Annotated in this window: 13 protein-coding genes, 1 tRNA gene and 1 riboswitch; of the genes, 6 read left to right on the top strand and 8 right to left on the bottom strand. The window is 44.2% G+C overall.

Annotated features, from left to right (window positions below; genetic code table 11):
- The first annotated feature begins 90 nt into the window (after nucleotides 1–90).
- A tRNA-Ile gene (locus I3249_RS00275) sits at nucleotides 91–167 on the top strand.
- Between the two features lie 377 nt (nucleotides 168–544).
- On the opposite strand, the gene I3249_RS00270 is transcribed toward I3249_RS00275, so the two are convergent.
- The 6 genes from I3249_RS00270 to I3249_RS00245 form a co-directional block, all read right to left on the bottom strand.
- Nucleotides 545–1,120 (bottom strand): manganese efflux pump MntP family protein, encoded by a 576-nt coding sequence (locus tag I3249_RS00270; RefSeq protein ID WP_165597223.1) that lies wholly within the window; start codon nucleotides 1,118–1,120, stop codon nucleotides 545–547.
- A gap of 7 nt (nucleotides 1,121–1,127) precedes the next feature.
- A riboswitch (yybP-ykoY riboswitch) is annotated at nucleotides 1,128–1,295 on the bottom strand.
- A gap of 190 nt (nucleotides 1,296–1,485) precedes the next feature.
- Nucleotides 1,486–3,873: a TonB-dependent receptor gene (locus tag I3249_RS00265; protein ID WP_238067991.1), complete on the bottom strand. Its 2,388-nt coding sequence runs from the start codon at nucleotides 3,871–3,873 to the stop codon at nucleotides 1,486–1,488.
- A 350-nt stretch (nucleotides 3,874–4,223) separates the two neighbouring features.
- Complete coding sequence (locus I3249_RS00260) at nucleotides 4,224–5,723, bottom strand: MFS transporter (protein ID WP_238067990.1); 1,500 nt, start codon at nucleotides 5,721–5,723, stop codon at nucleotides 4,224–4,226.
- Nucleotides 5,724–5,924: 201 nt separating this feature from the next.
- Complete coding sequence (fhuB, locus tag I3249_RS00255; RefSeq protein WP_238067989.1) at nucleotides 5,925–8,108, bottom strand: Fe(3+)-hydroxamate ABC transporter permease FhuB; 2,184 nt, start codon at nucleotides 8,106–8,108, stop codon at nucleotides 5,925–5,927.
- Nucleotides 8,105–9,091 carry an ABC transporter substrate-binding protein gene (locus tag I3249_RS00250; RefSeq protein WP_238067988.1) on the bottom strand — a complete coding sequence of 329 codons (987 nt, stop codon included), beginning with the start codon at nucleotides 9,089–9,091 and terminating at the stop codon, nucleotides 8,105–8,107. The genes fhuB and I3249_RS00250 overlap by 4 nt, the downstream gene beginning before the upstream one ends.
- Nucleotides 9,092–9,141: 50 nt before the next feature.
- Entirely contained in the window at nucleotides 9,142–9,906 is a 765-nt protein-coding gene (locus I3249_RS00245) for an ABC transporter ATP-binding protein (RefSeq protein ID WP_101205244.1), read from the bottom strand.
- A gap of 193 nt (nucleotides 9,907–10,099) precedes the next feature.
- On the opposite strand from I3249_RS00245, the gene I3249_RS00240 reads away from it, so the two are divergent.
- Together I3249_RS00240 and I3249_RS00235 are read left to right on the top strand one after the other, a co-directional pair.
- Nucleotides 10,100–11,395: a siderophore-interacting protein gene (locus I3249_RS00240; protein WP_238067987.1), complete on the top strand. Its 1,296-nt coding sequence runs from the start codon at nucleotides 10,100–10,102 to the stop codon at nucleotides 11,393–11,395.
- A gap of 278 nt (nucleotides 11,396–11,673) precedes the next feature.
- Nucleotides 11,674–12,591, top strand: a complete 918-nt coding sequence (locus I3249_RS00235) for a haloalkane dehalogenase (protein WP_179799687.1) — start codon at nucleotides 11,674–11,676, stop codon at nucleotides 12,589–12,591.
- A 126-nt stretch (nucleotides 12,592–12,717) separates the two neighbouring features.
- Here the strand turns inward: I3249_RS00235 and I3249_RS00230 are convergent, their stop codons facing one another.
- Nucleotides 12,718–13,302 (bottom strand): TetR/AcrR family transcriptional regulator, encoded by a 585-nt coding sequence (locus tag I3249_RS00230; RefSeq protein ID WP_238067986.1) that lies wholly within the window; start codon nucleotides 13,300–13,302, stop codon nucleotides 12,718–12,720.
- 122 nt (nucleotides 13,303–13,424) lie between these two features.
- Nucleotides 13,425–14,105 (bottom strand): glutathione S-transferase N-terminal domain-containing protein, encoded by a 681-nt coding sequence (locus tag I3249_RS00225; RefSeq protein WP_238067985.1) that lies wholly within the window; start codon nucleotides 14,103–14,105, stop codon nucleotides 13,425–13,427.
- 595 nt (nucleotides 14,106–14,700) lie between these two features.
- Here I3249_RS00225 and I3249_RS00220 point away from each other — a divergent pair.
- The 3 genes from I3249_RS00220 to yghU all read left to right on the top strand — a co-directional run bounded on the left by I3249_RS00220 (nucleotide 14,701) and on the right by yghU (nucleotide 16,977).
- Nucleotides 14,701–15,255, top strand: a complete 555-nt coding sequence (locus I3249_RS00220; RefSeq protein WP_238067984.1) for a carboxymuconolactone decarboxylase family protein — start codon at nucleotides 14,701–14,703, stop codon at nucleotides 15,253–15,255.
- A 110-nt stretch (nucleotides 15,256–15,365) separates the two neighbouring features.
- Nucleotides 15,366–16,019 (top strand): DsbA family oxidoreductase, encoded by a 654-nt coding sequence (locus I3249_RS00215; protein WP_238067983.1) that lies wholly within the window; start codon nucleotides 15,366–15,368, stop codon nucleotides 16,017–16,019.
- Between the two features lie 70 nt (nucleotides 16,020–16,089).
- Nucleotides 16,090–16,977: a glutathione-dependent disulfide-bond oxidoreductase gene (gene yghU, locus I3249_RS00210; RefSeq protein WP_238067982.1), complete on the top strand. Its 888-nt coding sequence runs from the start codon at nucleotides 16,090–16,092 to the stop codon at nucleotides 16,975–16,977.
- The last annotated feature ends 182 nt before the right edge of the window (nucleotides 16,978–17,159 follow it).

Raw genomic sequence — 17,159 nt, 5'->3', positions numbered from 1 at the left:
AAATATGGCTCAATAAAAAATATCTTGATTACTGCCTATCTTTTACTTGAAAAATTAAAAAAATCAGGTATCATTGTGCGTCTAACGTTAGGGCCCATAGCTCAGTTGGTTAGAGCAGAGGACTCATAATCCTTTGGTCGTAGGTTCAAGTCCTACTGGGCCCACCAAATTTCAGCACTAATAAAAAAGACCTTCAAGAGATTGGAGGTCTTTTTTATTGTCTACTGTTTTTTTAGTAAATAACAACCATGTTTATAAGCATAGATATAGACACTTTATTCAAGCCTCTTCGCTGACAACGGATAATTATTGATAGTTTTGTAGTGCTGTGTTTTTCAGACCTCTTGCGAGCCGCTATAGCGTAATGTGCTAGTTTTGGACCCAAAAAGCCTAACTATTAATATAGATAAGTTTTGGACCCAAAAAGCCTAACTATTAATATAGATAGGCTTTTCTTAGATAAACAAGTGCCTTGCCTCTACAAGTTAGTAATAAATTTATACACGTAATGACCATCTATTCGTAGTAGACAGTTTTTATATAATCATTGAAGATGGCTGAATAAAATCCATGTACCGATTGCAATTAGCATCACACCACCAAATATTTCAGCTCTGTGACCGATTATGGAGCCCAACACCTTTCCTAACATCACCCCTAGAGTGACCATTATCGTAGTCGCTAGACCAATTAGACCTGCCGCCAGCAAAATATTGACCTTTACAAATGCTAGGCTCACACCGACAGCCATGGCATCGATGCTGGTACCAAATGCAGTCAAAGCAAGTTTGAAAAAAGAATGTCTCGATAGCACTTCTGCCGTTTCATCACTTGGCTTCAGTCCCTCATACAGCATGTGCAGACCGAGCGTAAAAAGTATGACAAACGCGACCCAATGATCCCATGCCTCAATAAAAGACGCATCTATAAAGGATGTGGCAGAGTGACCAATTAACCAACCAATAATCGGCGTGATCGCTTCAATGGTGCCAAAAATAACACCCATTCTGAAGGCTTCGGTAAAACGAGGGTTTTTAAGAATTGCTCCTTTACTGATTGCCACAGAAAAGGCATCCGTAGACATAGAAAAAGCAAGTAATAGAAGTGCGATAGGATTCATGTGATTTTCTCTGGTCGAGTATAGAGTCCACGACATAGCCACACCCCCGACCTGCAGTGTAGATATATCGATGGTCTCGCCAACCGAGAGGTGTTCGCACCATGGCATGTGGCCAAGTATGTTGATACGAACGCTTTCGCAGTACGAAAGCAGGCTACTCCCCAAAGAGTGCTTAGATTAGCATTGATACGCTATAAGTCAATCATAAAATACTAAAGAAGAATTTTACACCTGATAAAGCGTGAAGTTGGAAACGCTAGCAAATACTCTTGGAGCAGATGAATGATTTAGAGAGTTATGAACATTAAAAAACCCTTCACGCTAAATTTTCATAGCATGAAGGGTTTTTTAATGCGTGACGCTTTTTAGTAATCCACGGTATAGCTCAAGCCGTAAGTTGTCCCTGAAGCAGGTAAGCGGTTTAAATCGCCAAAGGTCGTTTGATGATACACGGTCTGATAGTCTTTGTTTAAGATATTATACACGCCGTAGCCCATACGTCCGACAGGTAATTTGACTTGCCCAAGCACATCAAAGGTCGCATAGCCTGTCAATGGCTGCGCACTCGCGTCTGGGTCGTTCTGTTGGTCTTTATAAGCCTTGTCGCTACCGCCGACTGCCAGCGCTTGCAAGCGAATGTTACTGCCTTCGCTAAAGTTATACTGCGCGTATGCCGTGCCTTTGAGTGGCGTCAGGCGTACTGCATCCAGCTCCAGCCAGTCGCCGTCTTTTTTGTATTGCCCGCGGGTATAAGCAACACTGCCGCCTACTTGCCAGTCTTTGTTTAAATCATGCGTGAGCGAGGCTTCAGCGCCGTAAATACGTTCGTCCGTATCGACGACTTCGACGGTATAGTCGTTGGTAAAGCGCACGGTTTTGTCTGAGTCGTTATAAAAACCGCTAACCTTTGCGCTGGTATCACCGCGCGTACCTGTCCAGCCCAGCTCGTAGTTATTGATAGAAATGGGCTGAATATTGTCTGAGTTGACCACAAATCCAGCGCGCACGTCACGTAAGGCGCGCTGCACGTCAGCCGTGGTAAAGCCTTGCGAGAAGTTAGCAAAGACTTGGTCGTCATCGGTCAACTGATAGCTGGTACCAAGGTTAAACAGCACTTTGTCGTGCTTACTGCTACCCGCCTCAACCGCGCCTGCTTCGTAATCAATACCGTAAGCGTCAGCAATATCACTGATGCCATTGGTCGCAAAATAATCCGCCAATAGCTGTTCATAAATGGGCACAAAACGGTCGGTATCCGATTTGATGTTTTGATAGCGCACGCCAGCGCTGGTGTGCCATTTGTCGGTCATATCCACATCGGCATTGACGAACGCGCCCCATTTATCGATAGTGGTTTTTGGTCCGCCGTTATAGCTCAGACCATTACTTGTTGAAGTCAAGCCATTACTTGCAAGGAAGGTAGTCAGGTCTTGGCCATAATAGGTCTGCTCACTCTCTTCACGTTCAAAGTCCGCGCCATAGCTGAACAAGGTATTTTTACCCATAACATCGGTTTCAGTCTGCATAGCGGCGCGCAATCCCATCACCTCAATGTCCGCTTCTGATTGAGTAACCACAGCCGATGCAGCCAATAATTTTCCTAAGGTTGTTTCATCCGTCAAGCCATTATTTACCCATACCTCTTGGGCTTGTTTGTTAAAAAGCTTTCCTGACGGATAAAAGCGCGCCTTTTCGTCACGGTAATAGCCTGTCAGACTTAAGTTAGAACCCAAAAAGTCGCTGTCATTGTAGTTTAGGTTGACCGAGCTTTTGGTATTGTAGGGCTGGTTTTCGATATTGGTGCCATCGATAGCACGTAGTGACGGTATAGTACCTTTTACTAGCAGTACAGACAGATCATTGCCGTAATCGACGCCATAATCGGTATCTTGCTCGCTGTCATAATAAGTCGCCGCAAGATTCATGGTTTTGGTATCGCTAATATCAAAGCCAAGGTTGGCGTTGACGCTGATAGTATCGGTGTCTTGGTTGTCGGTTTGGTTGGCATCAGGGCTGATGCGGTCGCCATGACTGTCAAACTTGCCACCTGTGGTCTCGTAGTCTACATCGACATTACCATACACGCGCTCGCCGCCGTAGCCGATGCTTTGTCCCACATGATAGCCGAGCGAGTCGGATTTAAACTCGCGGCTGCTGTTGATGCCAAGGCGCGTCTGTCTTGTCAAGCCATAGCCTGCCGTCGATTTGGTCACAATATTAATCAGACCGCCGGCTGCCCCCGCGCCATAGATGCTGGTCGCACCTGAGAGCACTTCGACGCGCTCAATTTGCTCAGGGTCGATGCTGTTTAGCTCGCGTGACAGACTGCGCGAGCCAGATAATGGCACGCCATTTAGCAAATACTGTACAGGACGCCCGTGCATGGTCGTGCCGTAGTTACTAACCGAGCCGCTGCTCACGCCAAGGCTGGGCACGAGCTGGGCTAAGATGTCCCCAACCGTGCGGTTACCTGTCGCCTGCGCCTGAATGTCCGCCTCATAAATCACTTGCGTGACAGCAGGCATTTCACTGATTTTCTGTGCCAGCGCTGTGCCTGTTTTGGCATTGGCACTAACTGCAATAGCATCTAAAGTCACACTAGGTACATCGCTTGATGATGCATTCGGGGTCGCCGCAGCGGTGGCCTGCACACCTGATGCACTTTGCACTGAATTGGTATTAGTTTGGGCGTATAACTGCTGGCTGATACAAAGGGTAAGAAGAGATAGAGCAACATGATGGTGGCTTTTCATAATTACTTCACTTAGGTTATTTCACTTCGTTGGATAGGTGGACAGTGATACGCGTTATATTTAGCAAATAATACTGTATGTACTAACTTTGTGAATGACATTCTAAATGATAATGATTTTTATTTCTATAAGTATTTACAAATAGGTTTTTATAAGTAGCGAGTGACCATGTTGACTGACTTACTGCAATTACCGTCCGTTTCTTTGGTAAATTTGGCGAAATGGTTAGACAGTGAGATAAGCGGCTTGTCTCAAAGTTTGTTCAAATAAATAGATAAAAGGGATAAGCCTTCAAGCAGATCGTCATTGACACCGGTAATCTACATGCTGCCCAACTATGAAGTTGATCGTTATGGCGCGCGGGGTAATTTGCAGGCAGAAGGAAGTGTGAACAATAGCATCAACGCGATTATCACCAGTATTTCTTGGATAGCGCTTGCTATGCCAACATCACTACCTGCGGCTAGTAGCTGCGCGCTTCGACTATGGATATAAAGGGTTGTCAACGTGATAACGATGGTAGAGATGATACGGCGACTGATATTATTGAGTGCAGCTCCCTCAGTGACCGAGTCTTTAGGTAAGCTACTAAAACCCACTGTGGTGGTTGGCAGATACGCCAAACCCACGCCGACACCGCGCACACTCATCGTCAATATGAGTAGCCAAAGTGTGGGCTGGTACAAGCACCATGCGAGCATCAAAGTAGACAGCGCACTAATCGTGATACCCGCCATACCAATCCCTCGGGCACCGCGTTTGTCTACCCGCTTGCCAGCGTAATGCGTGGTGATACTGGCCACGAGCGTCGCGACCATCAGGACAACACCTGTCCATAAGGCATTCTCGCCCATCACGTCTTGGATTAACACGGGCAATAGCAAGAGACACAACATCAAACCGACTGTTTGGCTAATGCTAATGATATTACTGTGCAAATAGGTCTTATTGTTAAACAAGCGCACGTTCAATAACGGATGACGCTGACGCCGCTCATATGCCCACCAAACCATCGCAGACAGTAGAAATCCAATAGATAATAAACCCAACGTGGCTATCTTTAATAATCCGTCACTGCTGAGTAGCCCGCCAGTAAAATCTATTTTCAGCGTGCTCAGCCAAACCATCATCGCAAGCAGCCAAACAAGCAAACTGATAAACCCGATGATATCGAAAGGGGTTTCTTGATCATGTGAGCGCATGTCAGGTATTAGCCGCCATACCATCGCCATGACCGCCACACTAAGTGGCAACGTAATGGCAAACAGTGTCCACCACGCAAACTGCTCAACCAAGTAAGCACCGACCAAAGGGCCAAACGCTAATGACATCATAATAACAATGCCCCATAGCGCCATTACTCTGCCGTGCTGCTGCTGCGGATAAATCTGATACAGCATACCAATAGACAGCGGGATAATCAGACCGCCACTCAGTCCTTGTATAGCCCTAGCAATAATGACAAAGCTCATACTAGACGCCAGCATGCCAATAACTGAGCCCAGCATAAATCCAAAAATTGCCGCCAAATAAACATGCTTAAACGGAAACTTTTTGTTTAAGTAGCCACTCAGCATTAGCCCTACACTCATGGCCAAGACATAAGCATTTAACACCCAGCCGCCCATCACAATGTCGACATCAAACACCGACATAAAGACAGGAATTGCTGGATTGAGCGCGCTATTACTAAAGCTGACCACCGTGCCGCCGAGTAGTAGTGTCAGTAACACCTGCTGTACCTGTTTGTCGGTAAAGCCATTACCACTACTATTCGAGGTTTCGTTTATAGACGTCTCATTTGTAGATGTGTTATTTATAGGGGCTTTATTTATAGGAGCTTCGCTCATTAAGCAGTGGCATCATAAAATTGTGTGATGGTCGGCATGACTTACTCCTAGTTATTATTTTGCTAGCCTGACGAGCACGTCATCCAATCTTGCTGAAATTTAGTATCGTTATTCGTATCAAACTGCTGATCAAGTAAGGTTAGATAAGCCTCTGCTGAATGAAGTCAAAATTGTCGGCTATTCAATGCTTGCAGACATGAACTATCTATTTGCTGAGGCTGGCACCTTACGAATGAGCCATAAGAAGTAGCCACCACCGATAATGGCAGCAATCGTACCAGCAGGCAGTTCATAAGGGAAAATAACATAACGGCCAATCCAATCCGCTATCACCATCACCCCTGCCCCTAAGAGTGCAGCTAGTGGCAATTGCCGTTCAAGCTTTACAGCACCCAATGAAGTAGCTAAGTGAGGCACCATCAAACCAATAAAGCTCAACGGACCAACGGCAAGTGTGCTGGCCGTACTAAGCGCTGCTACTAATGCCAATAACGACAAAGTCACTGGCGTAACTGCCACACCTAAATTACGCGCCACACCTGTACCTAGTCCAAGAACGCGCAAAGGCTTAATCAGCAGTAGACTGAGTATAAATAAGATAGCGGCAATGCCAATGAGATACCATACTGTACTGGGCTGCGCACTGTAAGTCGTCCCTGATAACCAGCTGAGCATTGCTTCTAGACGTGGATCTCCCGAGAGCTTGACCATATGCATCACCCCATCCATCATGGCGGCAATGCCTATACCTACTAACAATAAATAACCTGAGCTGACCCTGCGTGCCAGCCAAATAATCAATAGCAGCACGGCCATCGCTCCTGACAGTCCTGAAACCAGCAACGTCCCTGCTCCCGCAGATAGCCCTAAACTTGGTAATAATAAAAACCCTAAAATAACCCCCAATGCAGCACCTGAACTGACACCTAGCACCTCAGGACTGGCCATGGGGTTACGCGTTAAAGTTTGCAGTAGCACACCGGCGACCGCCAACATCAAGCCTGTGGCCGCAGCGCTCAAACTGCGAGGTAAGCGGTACTGCTGCGTAAGCGCCCAGTCCGTACTTAACCCCCAACCATTGATATCTTGTACAAATAAACAGGCAAACATGATAATAGCGAGCACGCCAACGCCCCATCGCCAAAAGGCAATGGATGTATGCTTACCTGCAAGCATCGGTGTCACTGTCTCTATCCGCTCGCGACGCTGACGCAAAATCAGCCAAATAATCAGCGGTGCACCCAAGATACCTGTCATGGCACCAGCTGGAATCTGCATATCAAGTAACGGCTCAAGCAGTAACGCGACATTGCTAGTCAATAATAACAGCAGTGCTCCTAAACCAAAGGCAATGGCCAAACGCTTACCAATAGCAGAAATACCTAGCGCATTGACCAAACTTGCCGCACCAAGACCAATGAATCCAATCAAGCCAACTTCACTAATCACTAAAGCGGTCACAACGGCTACCACCAATACAACAAGTGCGCGAATCCCATTAATAGGTATACCCAAACGTTTTGCCTGCGTGTCATCTAGACTCATCAGCGTTAATGGTTTTAGTAATGGTAGACATACGACCGCCATCAAAATAGCAGTGATAACTAACGCGATACTGGTATGCCAGCTGTTTTGTGCCAAAAACCCAGCCGCCCACGACAGCATGCCATTACTACGCTCAGCAAAAAACAACACCAGTACATTGGCTACTGCGGCCAGCAAAATATTGACCACCAAACCGGCCAATATTAAAATTAATGGATTAAATCGACTGGGTGATGATAAGGCAAATACCAGACCCATACTAATGATAGCTCCTACAAAGGCTACATAAAGTCCGCCATAAATAGCCAAGCTTGGCAAAAATAACGTGACAATAAGCATGGCCAACTGTGCACCCACGCCCACACCTAGCGTGGTATCTGATGCTAAGGGGTTTTTTACCAATTGCTGTAGTAAAATGCTGACCACGCCTAATAGCCCGCCAGCCAGTAACGCTACTACGCTGGTCGCCACGATATGTAGCTGTATCGCCATACTGGCAATATCCAATTGCGAGCTTGGTATAAGCAAGTCACTCAGTGGGCGCGTCCACTGTTGATCTAGCAGCGCCCAACTACTCCATAATGACAAAGCCGCTAGTCCGATGAGCATGGTCCATAGTCGCCAAGACATACTGGCAAATAAAGAAGTTTGGGGATTGGGTTGGTTCGGTGGCTGATTCAGTGGTGATGATGACTGTTTCAATGATTGCGAAGATGATAACGTTGATGAGGGTTTTGGAACTGTTGCTGCTTGAGAAGCTAATGTCATCGTATGAGCACTGTCGGTATGATTATTGATATTATTGTTTTGGTTGTTGTTAGTATCTGCATTGGCGCTCATAGTACTTCCCCGCCTTTTAATGAAACTTCTGACAAGTTATTTGCTAGGCTAACCAATGATGACATCCCACCATAAATCCATACTGGTGGTAGCTCGCCCACACAGCGGGTATTACCATAACCCAGGCGCTGCCAAATTAAGCTGTCATCAATTTCAGCTCTAGTGATTGGGCTCAGCGGGTCGATAATTAATAGACAAGTCTCATCATCTAATTGCGCCAAATCTCCCATTCGTATCGGCACAAACCCCCACTGATTACCCTTGCCCAATACCACAAGCTCTCTATCCATCTGCTCTAGCGCAGGCTGGAATAAGCTGTTTGCCACATACATACGCATGTTATTAGCATCCGCAAACTGTACCACTGCGAATTTCTTGGCTTTTGGATAACGCTCCTTGAATTGCTGACTGGCTAGCTTTATGTTTTTCTGACTTTGTGCAATATAGTCTTCAGCCATCTTTGGGTTATCGATCAGTACGCCAAGCTCCCGCGTCGGCTCGGTATAGTCAGCCCAAGTTGCCGTCTCTCCTTTTGCCGCAGACATTACAGATTCTGCAGGCACATCACTGTATAAATTACGCGCATGCTCATAAAAGTAATTGTCTATAACCATATCAACAGGTAGTTGGGCGATTAGCTCAGCATTGGGCTGATAGCGGATGCCCAAATCTACGGTTGATGATGGCAATTTAGGGCTTCCAACCCACCTATCCCAAACCCTTATATCACCTGTCGCAATTGGTGCATGCCCCATCGCCGTCAAAGTCGCTGCATTACCCCAGTCAGGAGAAACGATATTCATTCTATCGCTGTGACTGTTTTTTGCTTCTGAGGTAGCAGTTGTTTGCGTGGATGTCTGACTATGACAGGCGGTCAATACCAAGCACAATGCGAGGGCGAACCATTTCAATGTTGTCATTACTGATACTGACGTCACTATTGGACGTTTCGATAATTTATCTGTATAAAAAACGGGAGGCATAGAAGCGTATCTTTGTAGGCGAATTAAAAAGAAGGAGCAAAAACCAGACGTTAAGCGACTGCGACAGGCTGTCCAGTAATAGGATGACTGAGTAGCTGCATATCGACATTAAAGATATCGTGTAGCACGGTAGGTTGCATGGTACTGGCGATATCGCCGTTGTGACATATTTGGCCATTTTTCAGTGCGATGACTCGATCGGCATATTGCGCTGCCAAATTAATATCATGGATAATAATTACCACGCTTAAGCCTTGCTCATCCACCAAACGACGAATGAGCTGAATGACCTCGATTTGATAATGCATATCAAGCGCAGCAAGTGGTTCATCGAGTAATAAGTAACGGGTATCCTGTGCCAAACACATCGCGAGCCACGCACGAGCGCGCTCACCACCAGATAGCGTGGCAGTAATTCGATCAGCAAACGCTTCGGTTTGAGTCACTTTTAATGCTTGCGCGACTTTGTCTTTATCTATTTGAGTTGGCTTTTGCAGCCATTTTTGATGAGGATAGCGCCCTAGCATGACCAGCTCACGCACCGTGAATCCAGCAGCTTCTGGCAATTGCTGCGGCAGATATGCCATTTGCCGCGCCAACTCCTTACTGCCGTAGTCATTGATACTGTGCTCATCTAAAGTGACATTGCCGCTACTACTTGCCATCTCACCTGCTAGCGCTTTGATCAAGGTCGACTTGCCAGACCCGTTATGCCCAACCAAAGCCACCAGTTGATTGGTATCAATCTCACAAGTCACGTTGTCTAATAGAGTATTTCCTTGACGGCTGATAGTCAGCTGGTTTGCACGTAGCATATAAGCACTCATTGTTGATAAAAATAATATGTCATAAAAATGATGGTTTATCGGCCATCGGTTATAGACCGATTTTTGATGATCAAACCACAATAAAAATTGATTTTACTCGTAAATGATAACAAAAACAATTATCATTAACTATAAACTCATTCACTTTAATTTCAACGCTCTGTTGATTGCGAGTATTTATATGACCAACCTTCTTTTAGCTTCTACAGAAAACACTGATAAACAAAACAGCCAATACACCTCTCTAAACGATCCTGAAATAGCAAGTGTGGTCGCTCATATTAATGAAGAGCACCTCGACGAACTGCTTGGATTTTTGAGTGCATTTACCTCATTATCTACCGCCGAATCGGATCTGGTCGATGCCCAAATAACTGATATTTATGCTGAAGGTATTGCCATACAGACTTGTCCAAAAGGCGTAGAGAATCAATCAACTGACGCTCAAAATAACTCGCTTCATAACCAGACTTTCTTTATCGCTTTTGCTGCACCTATCTCCCAGCTTGATGATTTGCAAGCCCAATATATCTTGCTAAAACAAAGAGCAGATAAAAAGCTAGGCAAAAAAACAATCAAACTGACCAAGCAAGTATTTGATGTGCAAAGTAGTTATAGAGTCAGCAAAAATATGCTGCGCCTTGAATTGAGCATGCCGTCATTAAATAGTGATACGCCATTAAATAATACCGCTCAGTTAAGTAATGCTAAGGGCGTCACAAGCTCGACGTCAGTACCTACCAACGAAGCGGGTTACGCTTACTTGTTTGATTTAGAGCACAATGCAATGACCGATGCATTGATGACTGACAGCACTGATGGCAATAAAGCTAGTGACTATAAAACTAATGGTAGCAATAAGGAAAACATACGCCCTGCTCGTCCTCACTGCTATTACACTTTGAGAAAAGCATGGCAAGCTGATAATGGAATACGAGCATGGGTCGATGTTTTTTTGCATGGAGATACACCAGGTGGCAACTGGGCAGCAGCACTACAAGCGGGCGAGACCGTCGTTACAAAACGAGAGTTTCCAGAAAAGGTAGAGCACTTACGAAACGGTCAAGCGGTACTGATTGTCGATGAGACCTCGATGCCAACGGCAGCACGACTGCTGGAGCTATGGAACAACCCTACGCCACCATTGGTCATTTGTGTGACGCAAGATGCAGACGATCAAAGCTATTTTGATACTGTAAAAATGCGCAGCGGCCTTGATTGCGATACTGAAAGCCGCAAGGATGATCGTTTTACCGTATTGCCTATAGTGACCAATCAACCAAACTCAGGAGCAGAGTTAGCCACGCTAATTGACAGAGAGTTAGGCGACTATTTGACTGACAATCCTCTACAGATTGATAAAGTTTGGGGGGCGCTAGAAGCAAATACTGCCAAAGCATTGCGCCCATTGCTGAAAGACCGACTTGAGCTAAGTCGTACCGATGTCGTGGTAAAGGTCTACTGGCGTCACGATTAGTTTAGCCTTATAAAATGAAACTCAAAACCTACCCTTATCAAAACTTATCCTATATATAGTGGATGCTACTGATACATCCACTATTAATGTTTGCAGCAACGAATGTTTGTAAGGTATAGTTTTCATTTTGAACGTTTAATCAATATAGACTATAAGCAGATAGCCTTATCGCTAGGATTACCAGTAATAGTCGAGTAGCACCCAGAGACTCACTTCTAATAGACTGTCTAACACCTGTGCCAGAATGCACTGTTATTTTTCTAACCCAAGGATGATATATGAAAAAACTTAGGACGCCTGATTCGTATTTTGCTAACTTGCAAGATTATGATTTTGAACCGAACTATCTGATGGTTGATGATACAGAAGGTGGTGAGCTACGCGTACACTACCTTGATGAAGGTCCAAGCGACGCCGACCCTATCTTGTTATTACATGGTGAGCCTTCTTGGTCTTATCTGTATCGTAAAGTCATTCCAATACTAACAGCAGCAGGACACCGCGTTATCGCGCCAGACCTTCCTGGGTTTGGACGTTCAGACAAACCTGCATCACGTACTGACTACACTTATCAGCGCCATGTCGATTGGATGCAATCGGTACTTGATCAATTAGATTTAAAAAATATCACACTGTTTTGTCAAGATTGGGGCGGCTTAATCGGTCTACGTTTAGTAGCAGCGCATCCTGATAAATTCGATCGCGTCGCAGCAGGCAACACGATGCTACCGACTGGGGATCACGATCCGGGCGAAGGCTTTCGCAAGTGGCAGAAATTCTCTCAGGAGACGCCGCAGTTCAATGTAGCAGGCACCATCAAAAGCGGTACCACAACGACATTGTCTCAAGCTGTACTGGATGCTTACGATGCACCCTTCCCTGATGAGTCCTATAAAGAAGGTGCTAGACAGTTTCCTATCCTAGTGCCCACGACACCAGATGATCCTGCTTCAGAAAACAACCGAGCAGCTTGGGTCGTGCTAAGCAAATGGAGCAAGCCATTTATTACACTATTTAGTGATTCTGACCCTGTAACTGGTGGCGGCGATCGCATCATGCAAAAGCTAATTCCTGGTACCAAAGGCCAAAATCATACGACTATTGTCAATGGCGGTCATTTCCTGCAAGAAGACCAAGGCGAAACGTTGGCTGAGCTTCTGCTGAAGTTCATCAATGACAATCCAAAAGCACAGTAATAGATAACAAAAACCCTGATCGCTAATGTACTAGCAATCAGGGTTTTTAGTAATACTATGATGATTGGTCAACGACAAAATTCGCGAGCTGTCATAACTAAAAAATCTGCTTTTTACACAACCTTGCTATACGATATTTTTGAAAATATCATCGATATATTTCTCTACCGCATCATTATCATTAGTGACCTGCGCATACGTCCTGAGACCTATGATCTGAATCTGAAGATAGCGTGCCAGTTCAGTCGCGTCTTTTTGTGCACTGATTTCACCGCTCTCAATAGCTTGCTCAAACCAAGTAGCAAATGAAGCCTCTATCCCTTCTAAAATTCCTGTCGCGTGTGCCAGTAGCTCTGGACTGTCATTTTGAGTCAGTTCAGCGACCGTTTTTACGATCATGCACATACCACTAGGCGCAGTAGCGCTATTACAAACAATCACTGTATGGATAAAATGTTTTAAGCCATCTAACACTGTGTCTTTTTGCTCAATACAGTCGGCCAATCTCTTGGCACCATCTGCGGCATAGCGATTCAGTGACTCTGTAAATAGTTTATCTTTACTACCAAAAGCTGCATAAATACTACCTGGATGCATATTTACCACATCTTGCAAATTGCGCATTGATGTCGCGTGATAGCCTTTTTCCCAATAGAGATTTTTGGCTTTTTCGATCACATCCTCACGATTGAACTTTATCGGAGCACTCATAATTTTCACCTTAATAGCTTTGCCTTAAAACCTATTTTAAGGCAAAGTTTGTAGAATCAACCTTAGTTCTTGGTTTTAATCACTTTTTATATTATAAGGCTTATTGACCGCCTTTGCTTCGATTAACTGTTTTTATCAAAGTTTTGTGGATAAAGTGCGCGTGCTGCAACATCATCAAAGTCAGTCTTAAAATCAATACCTTTAGGGATATCGCGGGCTTTTTGTACCGCAGGACGGGCATCAATATTTGCAAACCAACGCTTTAGATTAGGATAATTATCCAATCCTGCATCACCTAGTACGACCGCTGCCTTATCAATCCAGCCCCATGCAGAGATATCCGCAATTGTGTATTCATCCCCAACGAAATATTCGCGATCTTGCAGGTGGGTATCTAGCACTTCATAATGACGCTCAGCCTCACGAAGGTAGCGATTAATTGCATATGGGATTTTTTCTGGCGCTTTATGTCTAAAGTGAACAGATTGACCAGAAAAAGGGCCCAATCCAGATGCTACAAACATTAGCCACGATAGCATCTCGCTACGATCTTCTGGCTGTCCTGCCAGCTTGCCTGTTTTTTCAGAAAGATACATCAAGATAGCCGTAGAATCAAACACGCGTTTGCCATCATCTTCTAGGGCAGGTGTTTTGCCGTTTGGGTTGATAGCACGGTACTCAGGTGTATGCTGCTCACCTTTTAGAGTATCTACTGCCACAAGCTCATAAGGCAGACCAGTTTCTTCAAGAAACAATGCTACTTTCATTGGGTTTGGCGTTTGATGGAAATAAAATTTAAGCATAACTTTATCCTATTATATGAAGACAGTCGTCTAATGACTACAAAAGCTGACAACTATAAAAATTGTAATGAGATAACAAAAACAAGCATCTGATTTGAAGCACATTTTTATTGTCTGACATACACTATAAACGCAAATGAACGGTCGTTCAAGTAATGTTATATATTGATATAATAAGCATCATATCAATACTATTTTCTCTACATGCAATGGATGAAGTCGATCAGCTCCATTTCGATAAGTCTTGTTCGTACTACAGAGCCACTAAAGTTAAAAAATATTTTTATCGTTGTTTTTTCTTACTACTTACACAGTGTTACCTTCTTAAGATATTGATATTAATAGAGTAGTATGAATTAAGCAGAGTAATGTAATTTAGCCATTACAATTTAATTGAACGATTACTCAAATAATTATTGAGCGACTGCTCAATAATTATTTATAGTAGTCTCTATTGACTCGCTTGCTAAGCAAAGTTGCTAATTTTGAGTAATTACTCAAGCCAATAATTAAATGTAAATCAGCGACTGCTTTGAAGCGGGCATGAAAACTCTAAAACACACTAAATCTTAAACCTATTATCAGGAATTATATTATGACCGAATTTACTCTACACGATAAAGACACAGCCCCAGCAGAAAGCAAAGACTTACTTGATTCTTCTATCAAAGCATTTGGTATGGTACCTAACCTACACGCTGTGATGGCTGAAGCGCCTGGTTTGCTTGAAGGCTATCAACAGCTACATCAACTGTTTTTAGACAGTAGCTTTGATGATGAAGAGACCACTGTTGTATGGCAAACTATCAACGTTGAGCATGCTTGCCATTACTGTGTGCCTGCGCATACTGGTATTGCTAAGAGCATGAAAGTAGATGACGCTATCACTGATGCATTACGTGATGAAACGCCACTACCAACTGAAAAACTGGAAGCATTGCGTACCTTCACACTATCTGTAGTCCGTAATCGTGGTAACGTTGATGACAGCGCGGTTCAAGCGTTTTTAGATGCAGGTTACACTAAGCGTCAGATTCTTGAAGTTATCCTTGGTGCTGCTCAAAAAGTAATGAGCAACTACACGAACCACATAGCTAACACACCAGTCGACAAACCATTCCAGAAGTTTGAATGGCATAAAGCTGACTAATACGTTTTTCAGCTAACGCTGACACAGTCTATTTGATGTTTTCATGCTGTTGTTCGAAACATCTTCGGGCAGCAGTTTTTCATTTTAATTCATCGCTAATGAGAGATCCTATGGAACAGGTAAAAAAACCCTTACAAATAGACATCGTGTCAGACATTGTATGCCCTTGGTGCGCTATCGGTTATAGTCAATTGGCCGAGGCATTAAAACAAACCAACACGCCGCATGAGATTCATTGGCATCCATTTGAACTAAATCCTAATACGCCGCACGGAGGACGAAACTATCGTGAGCATATTATGGAGAAGTACGGTACAACTGCTGAAGACGTTAAAGAGAGCCGAGCTAGAATGACAGCAGCAGGTGCAGAAGCTGGATTTAATTTTCAGTTTACCGATGATTTCCGTACCTACAATACTTTTAATGCGCATCAGTTGCTGCATTGGGCTGATCAGCAAGGACGTATGCACGACCTAAAACAAGCATTATTCGTTGCACACTTCGTTGATAATAAAAACGTGGCTGACAGTACCGTACTGGCAGATGTCGCAGCAGATATTGGACTAGATCGTAATGAAGCACTCGCCGTTATCGCAGATCAACGCTTTGCCAATGTGATACGTGAAGCCGTACAGCATTCAAAGCAGCAAGGTGTTCAAAGCGTACCATCTGTTATCTTTAATGGTCGGCATCTGGTGAGTGGCGCGCAAGGTGCAGAAAACTACAAAAACATCTTAAAGCAACTAGCAGACATGCCAGAATAAAAACAATAAACTGGATCTGACTTACCAATTACACCCTACTGAGCACAGTATATAAAAAGGTATCATCATTATGTCAAACTCTAATCATTACGAGCCACCCAGCGTCTGGACATGGGATGCAGAAAGTGGCGGTAAGTGGGCAAGTGTCAACCGCCCTATCGCTGGCCCAACGCATGAAGCAGAACTACCTCGCGGCAAACATCCGTTGCAGATCTACTCAATGGGCACCCCTAACGGTCAAAAAGTCACCATTATGGTCGAAGAATTATTGGCGTTGGGTGTAACAGAAGCTGAGTACGACGCGCACCTTATTCAAATTGGTGAAGGCGGACAGTTCTCATCAGGTTTCGTGGAGCTAAATCCAAACTCAAAAATTCCTGTACTTTTGGATACAGAAACTGGTAGCCGTGTGTTTGAGAGTGGCGCTATTTTGTTTTATTTAGCTGAAAAATTCGGAAAACTACTCCCTAAAGATGCAGCAGCACGCACTGAAGTGATGAATTGGCTCTTTTGGTTACAAGGCTCTGCTCCTTACTTAGGTGGCGGTTTTGGACATTTTTATTTTTATGCGCCCGAAAAGTTTGAGTACCCTATCAATCGATTCACAATGGAAGTAAAGCGACAGTTAGATGTACTAGAACGTGAGCTTGCAGAAAATCGCTATTTAGGTGGCGATGAGTATACGATTGCAGATATCGCCACTTGGCCTTGGTATGGCAATCTAATACTAGGCGAAGCATATAATGCAGGAGAGTTCCTACAAGTTGAGAGCTATCCAAATGTACGTCGCTGGGCAACTGAGATTTTAGAGCGTCCTGCTGTGCAACGTGGTCGCAAGGTAAACCGCACTTGGGGTGAACCTGCTGAGCAATTACACGAACGTCATGACGCCTCAGATTTTGAGTTAAAAACTCAAGATAAAGTAGATGCTCAGACAACTGAAGAAGCAAAAAAATAGACGCTTTGTCTATGACTTACTAGCTTACTTAAGTAGTCTAATTAATCGACTTTAAAGGTAATGTTAACTTTTCCTGTTACTACTTGGGACTACTGTAAACATCCAATACTTCTGTACTTAAGACCGCTAATGTAAGGCTGTTAAATAAGAACCGACTATAAAAACACTATTAAAAAGGATAA

The sequence above is a fragment of the Psychrobacter sp. Ps1 genome (genome assembly GCF_022129425.1).
Classification (GTDB): domain Bacteria; phylum Pseudomonadota; class Gammaproteobacteria; order Pseudomonadales; family Moraxellaceae; genus Psychrobacter.
The sequence above is the reverse complement of the archived record's forward strand: the minus strand, read 5'-3'. Positions and strand labels throughout refer to the sequence as shown.

What these genes read in the sequence shown, in the direction of transcription:
- I3249_RS00240 (WP_238067987.1), top strand. Translation starts at nt 10,100, where the DNA reads ATGACCAACCTTCTTTTAGCTTCTACAGAAAACACTGATAAACAAAAC.
- I3249_RS00225 (WP_238067985.1), bottom strand. Translation starts at nt 14,105, where the DNA reads ATGCTTAAATTTTATTTCCATCAAACGCCAAACCCAATGAAAGTAGCA.
- I3249_RS00230 (WP_238067986.1), bottom strand. Translation starts at nt 13,302, where the DNA reads ATGAGTGCTCCGATAAAGTTCAATCGTGAGGATGTGATCGAAAAAGCC.
- I3249_RS00270 (WP_165597223.1), bottom strand. Translation starts at nt 1,120, where the DNA reads ATGAATCCTATCGCACTTCTATTACTTGCTTTTTCTATGTCTACGGAT.
- I3249_RS00245 (WP_101205244.1), bottom strand. Translation starts at nt 9,906, where the DNA reads ATGCTACGTGCAAACCAGCTGACTATCAGCCGTCAAGGAAATACTCTA.
- I3249_RS00250 (WP_238067988.1), bottom strand. Translation starts at nt 9,091, where the DNA reads ATGCCTCCCGTTTTTTATACAGATAAATTATCGAAACGTCCAATAGTG.
- I3249_RS00215 (WP_238067983.1), top strand. Translation starts at nt 15,366, where the DNA reads ATGGAACAGGTAAAAAAACCCTTACAAATAGACATCGTGTCAGACATT.
- I3249_RS00235 (WP_179799687.1), top strand. Translation starts at nt 11,674, where the DNA reads ATGAAAAAACTTAGGACGCCTGATTCGTATTTTGCTAACTTGCAAGAT.
- I3249_RS00260 (WP_238067990.1), bottom strand. Translation starts at nt 5,723, where the DNA reads ATGAGCGAAGCTCCTATAAATAAAGCCCCTATAAATAACACATCTACA.
- fhuB (WP_238067989.1), bottom strand. Translation starts at nt 8,108, where the DNA reads ATGAGCGCCAATGCAGATACTAACAACAACCAAAACAATAATATCAAT.
- yghU (WP_238067982.1), top strand. Translation starts at nt 16,090, where the DNA reads ATGTCAAACTCTAATCATTACGAGCCACCCAGCGTCTGGACATGGGAT.
- I3249_RS00220 (WP_238067984.1), top strand. Translation starts at nt 14,701, where the DNA reads ATGACCGAATTTACTCTACACGATAAAGACACAGCCCCAGCAGAAAGC.
- I3249_RS00265 (WP_238067991.1), bottom strand. Translation starts at nt 3,873, where the DNA reads ATGAAAAGCCACCATCATGTTGCTCTATCTCTTCTTACCCTTTGTATC.